This is a genomic window from Rathayibacter oskolensis (assembly GCF_900177245.1).
Taxonomy (GTDB): domain Bacteria; phylum Actinomycetota; class Actinomycetes; order Actinomycetales; family Microbacteriaceae; genus Rathayibacter; species Rathayibacter oskolensis.
Map to the genome: position 1 here is coordinate 758799 of NZ_FXBM01000001.1, position 11837 is coordinate 770635.

An 11837-nucleotide genomic window follows, 5' to 3' on the forward strand; every position below is an offset into this window, starting at 1 on the left:
TGGCGGGGTGCGGAGTGTGCGAGCGATCCCGGCTGCGGCCGTCTTCGCGCTCGCGACCGTGCTGACCCTCCTGGGCTCGTGGATCCCGTCGTACTGGAACGACGAGGCCGCCACTCTCCGCCTCGCCCGCCTCCCGCTCGACGAGCTGCTCGCGTTCGTGCAGCAGAAGGACGCCGTGCACGCGGTGTACGCGCTGCTGATGCACGGCTGGATCGCGGTCGCCGGAGAGTCGGAGCTCGCCGTGCGCGCACCCTCCGCCGTCGCGACCGGTGCGGCGGCCGTCGGCGTGCTCGTCCTCCTGCGCGAGGCCGGGCCGCCACGGGCGGCGGTGCTCGCCGCGATCGTGTTCGTGCTCCTGCCGCGCTCCTCCTTCAACGGGACGGAGGCGCGATCGTACGCGCTGACGACGGCGCTGGTCGTGTGGGCCGCGGTGCTCGTGCTCCGGGCCGCCCGTGACGGAGGCGCCGTGCGCTGGGTGGCCGTCGTCGTGGTCGCAGGAGCGGCGAACGCCGTGTTCCTCTACTCGGTGCTGGTGCTGCCCACGTTCGTGGTGCTCGCGGCGGCGGTCGCTGAGCGCAGGCGCCGAGCCGTCGTGGTCGGCTCGATCGCCGCGCTGCTCTCGGCGCTCGCCGCGATCCCGATCCTCGTGCTGGCGGCCGGTCAGAGCTCTCAGATCGGCTGGCTGCGATCGCAGCCGGTGAACGCGTGGACCGTCGTGGTCGAGCCGTTCTTCGGCTCCTCCTGGTGGCTGGCCGCGCTCGTCGTCGCCGTGCTCGCGGTGGCGGCGGCGCGGACGAGGCGGACGACGCTCCCGATCCTGCCCGCCCTCGTGCTCTGGCTGCTGGCACCCGCCGTGATCCTGCTCGTGGCGAGCGCCGTCGTCGGTCCGTCGTACACGCCCCGCTACCTGAGCATGAGCTCGCCCGCCCTCGCGATGCTGCTCGGGCTGGCTCTGGCCACCTGGCGCCCCGTCGTCTCGGCGGCCCTCGTCGGCGTCCTCGCGGCCGCCTCGCTGCCCGCCCTCCTCGGCATGCGCACCGAGACGGGCAAGCCGGCGGGGCAGGATCTGCGGGCCCTCGCCCGCACGATCGAGGAGGGCGCGCTCCCCGGCGACGCCTTCCTCCTCGACGACACCGGGACCGTGTCGCTGCGGCCCCGGGTCGCTCTCGCCGCCTACCCCGACGCCTTCGCCGGTCTCGACGACGTCGCACTCCTGGCTCCCTACCCGACCACCGGCAGCTACTCCGACGCGCTGCTCGACGACGCCGAGCTGCGCGCGGCGCTCGAGGGCGAGAGCCGGGTCTGGGTCGCCGTCCCCGACTCCGACCCCGACGCCTTCGCGTGGCTCCGCGAGGAGGGCTTCGAGCCGGGGGAGCAGGTGCGCGTGCCGACCGTCGTGGTGACCCTGTGGCAGCGGGAGGCGAGCGGCTGAGCTCGCCGGAGAGGCCTCACTGGAGGCGTCGACCGAGCCGCTAGCCTGGATCCGGCACTGCCGCTGAGCGACGATGCCCGCGGAGCGAGGACCGCGCCATCGAGAGGACCCATCACGTGACGTTGCCCACCCCCGCCCCCACCGCACTGAAGCGCAAGGGGCGCGATGTCGCCCCCGAGATCGCGCGCTCGTGGCTGCTGGTCAACGCGACCCGGACCGAGACCTTCGACGCCGCCCACGCGTCGCGCGCCGATCAGGTCGTGCTCGACATCGAGGACGCCGTCGACCCGAAGGCCAAGCCCGGAGCGCGATCCGATGTCGTCGAGTGGCTGAAAGGCGACAAGCGCGCCTGGGTGCGCATCAACGACCACTCCACCGCGTTCTGGTCGGACGACGTCGACGCGCTGAAGGGCCTCCCCGGGCTCGCCGGCGTCATGCTCGCCAAGACCGAGGCAGCGGAGCACGTCACCGAGACCTTCGACCGGCTCGGCGGGTCCACCCCCGTGCTGGCGCTGGTGGAGTCGGCGCTCGGCATCGAGGAGGCCGTCTCGATCGCGCGCGCCCGTGGCACCTTCCGCCTCGCGTTCGGCAGCGGCGACTACCGCCGCGACACCGGCACCAGCGCCGACGACCTGGCGATGGCCTACCCGCGCTCGCGCCTCGTCGTCGCCTCGCGGATCGGCGACCTCCCCGGCCCCATCGACGGGCCGACCGTGTCGAACAGCCACCCCGTCCTCCGCGAGCAGTCGGCCCTGACCGTCTCCCTCGGTCTCACCGGCAAGCTCTGCCTCGACACCGAGCAGCTCGCGGTGATCAACGAGGTCATCAGCCCCACTCCGTCCGACGTGGCCTGGGCGCGCGACTTCCTCGACGACTTCGAGGCGCGCGGGCGCGTCATCCGCGACGGCAGCGACCTGCCGCGGCTGGGCCGGGCGAAGAAGATCGACAAGCTGGCGACGGCCTTCGGTGTGAACCCGCTCTGATCCGTTCGCCCGGGGGCGCTCGCGACACGCGCGTCTCCGGGTCACACTGGGGAACGACGACACCGGGCACGACGACACCGGGCACGACGAAGGAGCCTCGCATGGGCGCAGTCAGCACGTTCCTCTGGTTCGACGACGGGGCGGGGGAGGCGGCCGACCTCTACACGAGCCTGATCCCGAACTCGCGGATCCTCGACAAGCAGGTCCTGCCCGAGGGCTCGCCCTCGCCCGGCACCGTGCTGACGGTGAGCTTCGAGCTCGACGGCCAGAGCTTCCAGGCGATGAACGCCGGGCCGAGGTTCCCGTTCACCGAGGCGATCTCGATCGTCATCGCGGTCGACGATCAGGCCGAGCTCGACCGGCTGTGGGATGCGCTCCTCGCCGACGGCGGGCAGGAGAGCCGGTGCGGCTGGCTCAAGGACCGCTGGGGGCTCTGGTGGCAGATCGTGCCGCGCGTCCTGGCGTCGCTCCTGAGCGGCTCCGACCCCGAGGGCGCCTCTCGCGCCACGCAGGCGATGCTGGCCATGGGCCGACTCGACATCCGCGCTCTCGAAGAGGCCTATGCCGGCGCGTGAGTCCGGGCGCCCGCGCCGCTCGACCTCGATGCGTCGCGCCTACCTCCGCGACTACCGCTACGCCTACGGATCGCGCTTCGCGCACCTGCGCGACGGCTGGGACGTGTCGCACTACTCCTCCGGAGACGCAGCGCCGGTGCTGCTCATCCCGGGCGTCTACGAGACGTGGCAGTTCCTGCAGCCGGTCGCCGACCGCCTGCACGGGGCCGGCCACCCGATCCACGTGCTGCCGGCGCTGGGATACAACACCCGACCGATCGTCGCCTCCGCGGCGCTCGGCCAGCAGTATCTGCGCGAGAACGATCTGAGCGGAGTCGTGGTCGTCGCGCACAGCAAGGGCGGACTGATCGGCAAGCACATGATGGTCGTCGACGACCTCGACGAGAAGCGGATCGTCCGGATGATCGCGGTCTCGACGCCGTTCAACGGGTCGCCGCTCGCGAGGATCGCCCCGGCGCGGGCGCTGCGGGAGTTCGCGCCGCACCGGCCGGTGATCCGCACTCTGCTCGCCGAGCGCGACGCCGACTCGCGCATCACGTCGATCTACGGGATGCGCGATCAGTACATCCCGGGCGGGAGCCGCCTCGTGGGGGCACGCGAGAACATCGCCGTGTCGGTGGTCGGTCACTTCGCGCTGCTGTCGCACCCGCGGGTGCTCGACCTCATCGCCTCGCGCGTGGACCGGGAGTGAGCTCCGCGCCCGGGGTCAGGACCAGGGCGTGAGCAGCACGAGCGGGATCTCGCGCTCCGTCTTCGTCTGGTACACCGCGTAGTCGGGCCAGGCGGCGACCGACCGCTCCCACCAGACCACGCGCTCCTCGCCCTCGAGCACGCGCGCGGTGTAGTCCTTCTTGACCGGACCGTCCTGCAGCTCGACGTGCGGCTCCTTGAGCATGTTGCCGTACCAGACCGGGTGCTCGGGCGCCCCGCCCTTCGAGGCGACGACGACGTACTCGCCGTCGTGCTCGACGCGCATGAGGGCGGTCTTGCGCAGCCTGCCGCTGCGGGAGCCGACCGTCGTCAGCACGATGATCGGCTTGCCGCGGAGGAGGTTCCCCTCCGCACCATCGGTCGCTTCGTACAGCTCCGCCTGCTCGCGGGCCCAGGCGGACGTGCTCGGTTCGTATTCTCCGGTGAGGGGCATTCCCCGATCGTACGTCGGCTCGCGCGCGGGGTGGGGACGGCGGATCGACGCCGTGGCTGCCCGGCTCCGACCCTCCGGTGCACGAGGATGGTCCGGTGCAGCCGGCAGACCAGCTCGACCCCGCGCTCGTGGCGCTCCTCCGCGAGGATCTCGCCCGCGCCCGCTACCGGGTCGACGCGGTCAGGGAGCTGTGGGGCGAGGCCGCGGGCGAGGCGCTGCACCGCGGCGACCGCGTGCCCGCGAGGCGCGCCCTCGAGCGGGCGGGCGACTCGGGGCCGCTGGTGTCGCTGGCGCGACTGTTCCTCCTCGCTGATCCGATCTCCGCGGAGTCGGCGGGCCGGGCGTTCTCGACCCTCGGCCTCGACGGCGCGATCGAGCTCGGTCTCGTCGTGGCGGAGGCGGGAGCCGTCGTGACCGCCGCGATCGATCTGCGTCCCTACGATCTGGTCGACCTGCGCGGAGCGGCGTCGTGGTGGATCGCCTCCGACCTCGGCGAGCTGGCCCTCGGGCGCGCCCTCGATGAGGACCACGTCCTGGGAGTGGGCGGCGCGAGCCTCACGCTGACGGGGCTGATGATCCAGCGGGCGGTCGGCAGCGTGCTCGATCTGGGCACGGGCTGCGGGATCCAGGCGCTGCACGCCTCCCGTCACGCGCAGCGGGTGGTCGCCACGGACATCTCGGAGCGCGCTATCTCCTTCGCCGCGTTCAACGCTGCGCTCAACGGCATCGACACCATCGAGTTCCGGCTCGGCAGCCTCTACGAGCCGGTCGCTGGCGAGCGCTTCGACCACATCGTGACCAACCCGCCCTTCGTGATCACTCCGCGGGCGGCGGGCGTCCCCTCCTACGAGTACCGCGACGGCGGCCTCGAGGGCGACGAGATCGTGCACCGGGTCGTCGTCGGCGCGGCCGAGCACCTCGTCCCCGGCGGCATCGCGCAGCTGCTGGGCAACTGGGAGTACCGCGAGTCGGGCGACGCGTTCGACCGCGTGCGCGGCTGGCTGGACGACGCGCGCAGCCCCCTCTCACGAGCGCTCGAGCCGGAGCCCGCGGGACTCGACGCCTGGATGGACGGCACCGCGTCACCGCTGGACGTGTGGATCGTGGAGCGCGAGCGCCAGGACCCGGCGGTCTACGCCGAGACCTGGATCCGCGACGGCGGGACGACCCGCGGGGCCGACTTCGACCTGCTCGTCGACGCCTGGGTCGGCGACTTCGAGCGGCGGGGTGTGACCGGGGTCGGCTTCGGCTACGTCACTCTGCGCCTCCCCGCGACCGCTCGCCCGCCTCTCCGGCGCTTCGAGAGAATCGACGCCGCCTTCGCGACGGCGGGCCTCGGCGGGCATCTCGCGGACTGCCTCGACGCCGCGGAGGCGCTGTCCGGTATTGACGACGCGGCCCTCGCCGGACTCGCCCTGTCGGTCGCCGGCGACGTCACCGAGGAGCGGCACTACTGGCCGGGCAACGACGACCCGACGGTGCTCCGGCTCCGGCAGGGGGGCGGCTTCGCCCGCGTCGAGGACGTCGACACGGCGCTCGCCGCGGTCGTCGGCGCCTCGGACGGCGAGCTGTCGCTGGGCGCGATCGTCTCGGCCGTGGCCTCGCTCCTGCAGGTGGACGAGGCGGCGGTGCGGGAGTCGGTGCTGCCGCAGGTGCGCGAGCTCGTCGCCACGGGGATGCTGCACCTGCCCTGACCGCCGCTCGTCTCCTTCGCGAGGGAACCCGTTCTCGCCGAGGTGCCGCGTTCTCGACGGTGTCTCGGCGAGAACGGGTTCCCTCGCGGCAGGGACGGGCGCCCGAGGGTCAGAAGAGCGTCGCCTCCGGCTCGGGAGTCGCGGTCACCGGAGCGGGCGCGCTGGGCCAGCCGGGCCCCGCGTCGACCGGCTGACGGCGCTGGTAGGCGGTCGCCGCGGCGCGGGCCCGGACGTCGGCGGCCTCGTTCATCCGGTGGTTCGCGTGCCCCTTCACCCACTCGAAGGTGACGGCGCGGCCCTGCAGCTCCTCGTCGAGCGCCTTGATGATCTCGACGTTCATCACCGGCTTGCCGTCGGCCTTGCGCCAGCCCTTCCTCTTCCAGCCCGGCAGCCACTCGGTGCACGCCTTGATGGCGTACTGGCTGTCGCAGAGGATGTGGACGGGCTCGGACTCGTTCCGGGTCGCGCGCAGGAGCTCGAGCACCGCGGTGAGCTCGCCGATGTTGTTGGTGCCGTGCGACCAGCCGCCGGCCGCCCAGCGGTCGTCGTCGACGTACCAGGCCCAGCCGGCGGGGCCGGGGTTGCCCAGTGCCGAGCCGTCTGCGGCGGCGATGATGCTCACGTGGTGCTCCTCGGTGCTCCGGTGCGCCCGCTCGGACGCCCTTCGAGGGTAGTCGGCCGCACCGACGGCGAGCGCGAAGGGACGGCGCGCGGGCGTCGGGCGACGAGCGCAACCCGGTGCGGGAGGTCGCGCGCCGATGCCAGGGTGGAGGCATGACCAGCATTCCCACGCTCACGCTCAACGACGGCACCGCGATCCCTCAGCTCGGCTTCGGCGTCTTCCAGGTCGATCCCGCCGAGACGGAGCGCATCGTCTCCGAAGCCCTCGAGATCGGCTACCGCCACATCGACACCGCGGCGATCTACGGCAACGAGGAGGGCGTCGGCCGCGCCCTCGCCGCCTCCGGCATCGCCCGCGACGAGCTCTACGTCACCACCAAGCTCTGGAACGCCGACCAGGGCCGCGCCAGCGCGCCCGGCGCCCTCGACGCCAGCCTCGAGAAGCTCGGTCTCGATTCCGTCGACCTCTACCTCATCCACTGGCCCAAGCCCGCCCAGGACCGTTACATCGAGAGCTGGGAGGCGATGCAGGAGCTGCGCGAATCGGGCCGCACCCGCTCGATCGGCGTCTCCAACTTCCTCGTCCCGCACCTCGAGCGCCTGCTCGCCGAGACCGAGGTCGTCCCAGCCGTCAACCAGATCGAGCTGCACCCCTACCACCAGCAGCCGACGGTGACCGCGTTCGGCGCTCAGCACGGCATCGCGACGGAGGCGTGGGGCCCGCTCGGCCAGAACAAGTACCCGCTGCTCGAGCTGCCCGTCATCACCGGTCCCGCTGAGGCGCACGGCGTCTCTCCGGCGCAGGTCGTGCTCCGCTGGCACCTCGACCGCGGCCACATCGTCTTCCCGAAGTCGGCGACGACGGCGCGCATCGCCGAGAACTTCGACGTGTTCGGCTTCGAGCTCACCGACGACGAGCGCGACGCGATCACCGCCCTCGAGCGCGCCGGCCGCGTCGGCGGCGACCCCGACGAGGTCTGACCGGCGCCTCCCGGCACCCTCGGCTGGTCGAGCAGAGCCGTCTCGAGACCCGTCGATTCCAGGACGGGAGGCGACGCACCTCACCCCGCGCGCCGGGCGATCGTCACCCGCGTGGCGTACGGCATCGCCACGCGCCCCTCTGCGCCGAACTCCTCCTCGAGCACCCGCTCCACCGCCGCGAGCGTCGCCGCGAGCTCGTCCTCCGGCATCGCGATCACGTAGCTCCGGGAGGCGAACATGTCGAGCACGCCCGCCCGGTCGAGCTCGAACACCCAGTCGAACTCGGCGTACGCCACCCGCTCGAGCGCCGCTCCGAGCGGAGGCCGCACCGTCTCGAACCGCTCGGCGGGGGAGGAGCCCGCGACCTCGCCGAGCCGCCGCACCCAGGGGACGCTTTCGTCGCGGATGTTCCAGACCAGCGCCAGCACGCCTCCCGGCACGAGCACCCGGGCCACCTCGGCGCTCGCCCGCTCGGCGTCGACCCAGTGCCACGACTGCGCCGCCGTCACGAGCTCCGTCGAGGCGTCCGCGAGCGGAAGCGCCTCCGCCGTCCCCTCCACCGCCGCGACCGACGGGAGGTTCTCGCTGAGTCGACCGAGCATCGCGGCATCGGGCTCGACGGCCGTCACCTCGAGGCCCCGCGACACGAGCGAGGCCGTGAACTTGCCCGTCCCTGCCCCGAGATCCGCCACGCGCACCCGATCGGAGGCGTCGGCGCCCGCCGCGCGCGCCCGCTCGGGCACGGAGGCGCCCGCCACCCGCGACGGTGCGTGAGCGACCGCCCAGTCCACCGCGTCGTCCGGGTACCCGGGCCGTCCGCGGTCGTAGGCGTCGACGGCCGTGCCGAAGGAGCGGGAGGGATCGGAGTCGGTCATGCCCCCGACGCTACGCCTGGCGGGTCGCGGCCTCCAGGTGCCGGGCGAGCACGTCCACGGCGTAGCCGTAGCCGGCGATCCCGGCGCCGACGATCACGGCGACCGCGATGTCCGAGAGATAGGAGTGGCGCCGGAACTCCTCGCGCCGATGCACGTTGCTGACGTGCACCTCGACCATCGGCAGCTCCGTCGCGAGCACCGCGTCCCTGAGGGCGATCGAGGTGTGCGTGTAGGCGCCGGCGTTCAGCACGATCGCGGAGGCGGTGCCCCGCGCTGCGTGCAGGCGGTCGACGATCGCCCCCTCCGCATTGCTCTGGAAGAACTCGACCTCGAGACCGAGGCCGTGCGCGCGCTCGGTGGCGAGCGCATCGGCGTCGGCGAGCGTGTCGGCGCCGTACACCGCCGGTTCGCGCGTGCCGAGCAGGTTCAGGTTCGGGCCGTTGACGACCAGGATCGGGAGGGTCACGCTCCGACCCTATCGTCGGGCCCGCTCACTCCAGCGGCAGCGCGGCGAGGCCGATCGGGAGCGGAGGCAGGGCCGCGCGCAGCCGGATGAGCTCGCGCGCGTGCGCGTCGAGCCGCCGGTCCTCGTCGGTCAGCGGGTCGAGTGCGGGCACCGTCTCGGCCGTTCCGCCGTCGCCTCGGACGACGAACACGCTCATGCACTGCGTCATCAGCTCGAGCACCCCGGTGCGGGGATCGCCCGAGCGCACGTGGATCGCGAGGTGCATGCTGCGCGGCCCGGTGTGGATGAGCCGCGCCTCCACCTCGACGAGGTGCCCGATGCGCACCGGCCGGTAGAAGTGGATGCCGCCGGAGTAGACGGCGACGGCGTCCTTCCCCGTCCAGCCCTGCGCGACCGCGTTCGCGGCCTCGTCGATCCAGCGCATCACGATGCCGCCGTGCGCGTTGCCGCCCCAGTTCACGTCGCCGGGCGCGGCGAGGAAGCGGAAGACGATCCGGGGGCCGGTTCCCGCCTCCGTGTACTCCTGCTCGCGCATCACCCCGTGCAGCGCGCGGCGGCCGTCGATGCGGGCAGCGGCACCCTCGGCCAGCGCGAGGTCCTCAAGCGAGCGGGGGCGCCACTCAGGCACCGGCCGGGGCGTCTTGTCCTCGTCCACCGCGACGAAGATCAGGAGGCAGTGGGTCGCCTCCTCGTAGCGCCCCGTCCGCGGATCCGCCTGCGCGACCTCGACGAGCACGTGCATGCTCGTGCGGCCGGTGTGGATGACCCGGGCGCTCGCCTCGATCAGGTTGCCGACCGCGATCGGCCGGGTGAAGTGCACGTTGCCGACGTACGCCGTGACGCAGTAGCCGCCGCTCCAGCCCACGGCGCAGGCGTAGCCGGCCTTGTCGATCCACTCCAGCACGCGCCCGGCTTGGGCGCTGCGGCCGTCGGCCGTCGCGTCCTGGGGGGCGGCGAGGAAGCGGAGGGTGATGCGGTCGGTCATGGTGGGTCCGTCGTTCGGTGTCGATCACACAGGGTGTCGATCGCACAGGGTGTCGATCGCACAGGGAGGAGGGGGAGTGGACCCGCGGAGGGTTGCGAGAAGGGGGATGCCCCCCCGCGGGCCACAGGGGATGCCGACGAGTCGGCACGTTCGGGGTCAGGCCGCGAGCGGCAGCCTCTCGGCGAGCAGCCGCAGCCGCAGGGCGGTGAGCTCGGCCGTCAGCTCCGGAGGGAGCCGGTCGCCGAACCGCGCGAAGAACTGCTCGGTCAGGGTGCACTCGTCGAGCCAGGCCTCCACGGGCACCGAGAAGAGCTCGGCCTCCGCCTCGGCCGAGAGACGGAGTCCGTGGGTGTCGATCGACACGGGGAGATCTCCCAGAGGGCTGCGGCGAGCCTCGGCGAGCCCCTCCATCCGGCGCACCAGCCACTGGATCACCCGGACGTTCTCGCCGAAGCCGGGCCACAGGAAGGAGCCGTCGGCGTCCTTCCGGAACCAGTTGACCTGGAAGATCGCGGGAGCCTTCGCGCCGAGGTCCGCGCCGATCGAGAGCCAGTGCGCGAAGTAGTCGGCCATGTTGTACCCGCAGAAGGGCAGCATCGCGAAGGGATCGCGGCGCAGCTCCCCGACGGTCCCCTCCGCCGCTGCCGTCTTCTCGGAGGCGATCGTCGCGCCCAGGAAGACCCCGTGCTGCCACGAGGTGGCCTGCGTGACCAGCGGCACGTTGCTCGCCCGGCGACCGCCGAAGACGATCGCGTCCAGCGGCACGCCCTCGAAGGCGTCCCAGTCGTCCGAGAGCGACGGGCACTGCAGAGCCGGCGCGGTGAAGCGCGCGTTGGGGTGCGCAGCGGGTGTCCCGGAGGAGGGGGTCCACGGCTCTCCGCGCCAGTCGGTCAGGCGCTCGGGGACCTCGTCGGTGAGGCCCTCCCACCAGACGTCGCCGTCCTCGCGGAGGGCGACGTTCGTGAAGATCGTGTTGCCCCAGAGGGTGTGCACGGCGTTCGGGTTCGACGACTGGCCGGTTCCGGGGGCGACTCCGAAGAAGCCGGTCTCGGGGTTCATCGCCCAGAGGCGCCCGTCCTCGCCCTTCTTCATCCAGGTGATGTCGTCGCCGAGCGTCTCGACGCTCCAGCCGGGGAGCGCAGGACGCATCATGGCGAGGTTCGTCTTCCCGCACGCGCTCGGGAACGCGGCGGCGACGTGGTAGCGCCGCCCCTCCGGCGAGACGATGCGGATCAGCAGCATGTGCTCGGCGAGCCAGCCCTCCTCGCGGCCCATCGCCGAGGCGATGCGCAGCGCGAAGCACTTCTTCGCCAGGAGCGCGTTGCCCCCGTAGCCGGAGCCGAACGACCAGATCTCGCGCGTCTCGGGGAACTGGGTGATGTACTTCGTCTCGTTGCAGGGCCAGGCGACGTCCTCCCGTGTCGTGCCGTCCGCGTCCCGGAGCGGGAGGCCCACCGAGTGCACGCCCCGCACGAACGCGGTCTCCTCGGTGAAGGCGGCGAGCGGAGCGGCTCCGACGCGCGCCATGATCCGCATGTTCAGAACGGCGTAGGCGGAGTCGGTCAGCTGCACTCCCAGCTGCGAGAGCGGACCGCCGACCGGGCCCATCGAGAAGGGGACGACGTACATCGTGCGGCCGCGCATCGATCCGGCGAAGTAGGGGGCGATCTCCTCCTTCATCGCGGCCGCCTCGCGCCAGTTGTTCGTGGGCCCGGCGTCGGCCTCGTCGGTGGTGCAGATGAAGGTGCGGTCCTCGACGCGGGCGACGTCGTCGGGGTCGGTCCGGGCGAGGAACGAGCCGGGGCGCCACTCCGGATTCAGGGGGAGGAGCTTGCCCTCCTCGACCATGCGCCCGGTGAGGCGGTACCACTCGGCGGGGGAGCCGTCGCACCACTCGATCGCGTCGGGCTCGAGGATCGCCGCCGTCTCGCGGACCCAGCGGCGCAGCGCCAGGGGAGCGGCCGGGACCGTCGGTGCCTCGACGGCGGTCGGCGCGGTCATGGTGCTCGGCTCGAGCCGGACGGTGTTGGTGAAGATGCTCATGGTGGCTCCGCTTTCTGGTCTGTCGTCGTCGACGGGTG

12 protein-coding genes are annotated in these 11837 nt (G+C 72.7%); 6 read left to right on the forward strand and 6 right to left on the reverse strand.

Annotated features, from left to right (window positions below; all coding sequences use genetic code 11):
* The first annotated feature begins 7 nt into the window (after positions 1 to 7).
* The 4 genes from B9Y99_RS03845 to B9Y99_RS03860 all read left to right on the forward strand — a co-directional run bounded on the left by B9Y99_RS03845 (position 8) and on the right by B9Y99_RS03860 (position 3681).
* Positions 8 to 1432 carry a glycosyltransferase family 39 protein gene (locus B9Y99_RS03845; RefSeq protein WP_129587883.1) on the forward strand — a complete coding sequence of 475 codons (1425 nt, stop codon included), beginning with the start codon at positions 8 to 10 and terminating at the stop codon, positions 1430 to 1432.
* 122 nt (positions 1433 to 1554) lie between these two features.
* A complete protein-coding gene (locus tag B9Y99_RS03850) occupies positions 1555 to 2415 on the forward strand; it encodes an HpcH/HpaI aldolase/citrate lyase family protein (RefSeq protein WP_208856911.1) in 861 nt (286 codons plus the stop codon).
* 101 nt (positions 2416 to 2516) lie between these two features.
* Positions 2517 to 2990 (forward strand): VOC family protein, encoded by a 474-nt coding sequence (locus B9Y99_RS03855; RefSeq protein WP_085475250.1) that lies wholly within the window; start codon positions 2517 to 2519, stop codon positions 2988 to 2990.
* On the forward strand, positions 2977 to 3681 hold the full coding sequence (locus B9Y99_RS03860) for an esterase/lipase family protein (RefSeq protein ID WP_085475251.1): 705 nt from the start codon (positions 2977 to 2979) through the stop codon (positions 3679 to 3681). Before B9Y99_RS03855 ends, B9Y99_RS03860 begins: the two co-directional genes overlap by 14 nt.
* Positions 3682 to 3696: 15 nt before the next feature.
* On the opposite strand, the gene B9Y99_RS03865 is transcribed toward B9Y99_RS03860, so the two are convergent.
* Entirely contained in the window at positions 3697 to 4134 is a 438-nt protein-coding gene (locus B9Y99_RS03865; protein WP_085475252.1) for a nitroreductase family deazaflavin-dependent oxidoreductase, read from the reverse strand.
* Positions 4135 to 4229: 95 nt separating this feature from the next.
* Here B9Y99_RS03865 and B9Y99_RS03870 point away from each other — a divergent pair, with 95 nt between their 5' ends.
* Entirely contained in the window at positions 4230 to 5828 is a 1599-nt protein-coding gene (locus B9Y99_RS03870) for a DUF7059 domain-containing protein (protein ID WP_085475253.1), read from the forward strand.
* 109 nt (positions 5829 to 5937) lie between these two features.
* Here the strand turns inward: B9Y99_RS03870 and B9Y99_RS03875 are convergent, their stop codons facing one another.
* Positions 5938 to 6450: a ribonuclease H family protein gene (locus B9Y99_RS03875; protein ID WP_085475254.1), complete on the reverse strand. Its 513-nt coding sequence runs from the start codon at positions 6448 to 6450 to the stop codon at positions 5938 to 5940.
* A gap of 152 nt (positions 6451 to 6602) precedes the next feature.
* Between B9Y99_RS03875 and B9Y99_RS03880 the strand changes: the two genes are divergently transcribed.
* Positions 6603 to 7430, forward strand: a complete 828-nt coding sequence (locus B9Y99_RS03880; RefSeq protein ID WP_085475255.1) for an aldo/keto reductase — start codon at positions 6603 to 6605, stop codon at positions 7428 to 7430.
* Positions 7431 to 7510: 80 nt separating this feature from the next.
* On the opposite strand, the gene B9Y99_RS03885 is transcribed toward B9Y99_RS03880, so the two are convergent.
* The 4 genes from B9Y99_RS03885 to B9Y99_RS03900 all read right to left on the reverse strand — a co-directional run bounded on the left by B9Y99_RS03885 (position 7511) and on the right by B9Y99_RS03900 (position 11757).
* Positions 7511 to 8305 (reverse strand): class I SAM-dependent methyltransferase, encoded by a 795-nt coding sequence (locus B9Y99_RS03885; RefSeq protein ID WP_085475256.1) that lies wholly within the window; start codon positions 8303 to 8305, stop codon positions 7511 to 7513.
* 10 nt (positions 8306 to 8315) lie between these two features.
* Entirely contained in the window at positions 8316 to 8771 is a 456-nt protein-coding gene (gene aroQ, locus B9Y99_RS03890) for a type II 3-dehydroquinate dehydratase (RefSeq protein ID WP_085475257.1), read from the reverse strand.
* A gap of 25 nt (positions 8772 to 8796) precedes the next feature.
* Positions 8797 to 9756 (reverse strand): acyl-CoA thioesterase, encoded by a 960-nt coding sequence (locus tag B9Y99_RS03895; protein ID WP_085475258.1) that lies wholly within the window; start codon positions 9754 to 9756, stop codon positions 8797 to 8799.
* 156 nt (positions 9757 to 9912) lie between these two features.
* The gene (locus B9Y99_RS03900) at positions 9913 to 11757 is read right to left on the reverse strand and encodes a phosphoenolpyruvate carboxykinase (GTP) (protein WP_085476223.1); all 1845 of its coding nucleotides are present in this window, start codon (positions 11755 to 11757) and stop codon (positions 9913 to 9915) included.
* Positions 11758 to 11837: the final 80 nt, after the last annotated feature.

Bases quoted from the DNA above. Each gene is read 5' to 3' on its own strand.
- B9Y99_RS03865 (WP_085475252.1), bottom strand. From the start codon at position 4,134: ATGCCCCTCACCGGAGAATACGAACCGAGCACGTCCGCCTGGGCCCGC.
- B9Y99_RS03885 (WP_085475256.1), bottom strand. From the start codon at position 8,305: ATGACCGACTCCGATCCCTCCCGCTCCTTCGGCACGGCCGTCGACGCC.
- B9Y99_RS03895 (WP_085475258.1), bottom strand. From the start codon at position 9,756: ATGACCGACCGCATCACCCTCCGCTTCCTCGCCGCCCCCCAGGACGCG.
- B9Y99_RS03860 (WP_085475251.1), top strand. From the start codon at position 2,977: ATGCCGGCGCGTGAGTCCGGGCGCCCGCGCCGCTCGACCTCGATGCGT.
- B9Y99_RS03855 (WP_085475250.1), top strand. From the start codon at position 2,517: ATGGGCGCAGTCAGCACGTTCCTCTGGTTCGACGACGGGGCGGGGGAG.
- B9Y99_RS03880 (WP_085475255.1), top strand. From the start codon at position 6,603: ATGACCAGCATTCCCACGCTCACGCTCAACGACGGCACCGCGATCCCT.
- B9Y99_RS03900 (WP_085476223.1), bottom strand. From the start codon at position 11,757: ATGACCGCGCCGACCGCCGTCGAGGCACCGACGGTCCCGGCCGCTCCC.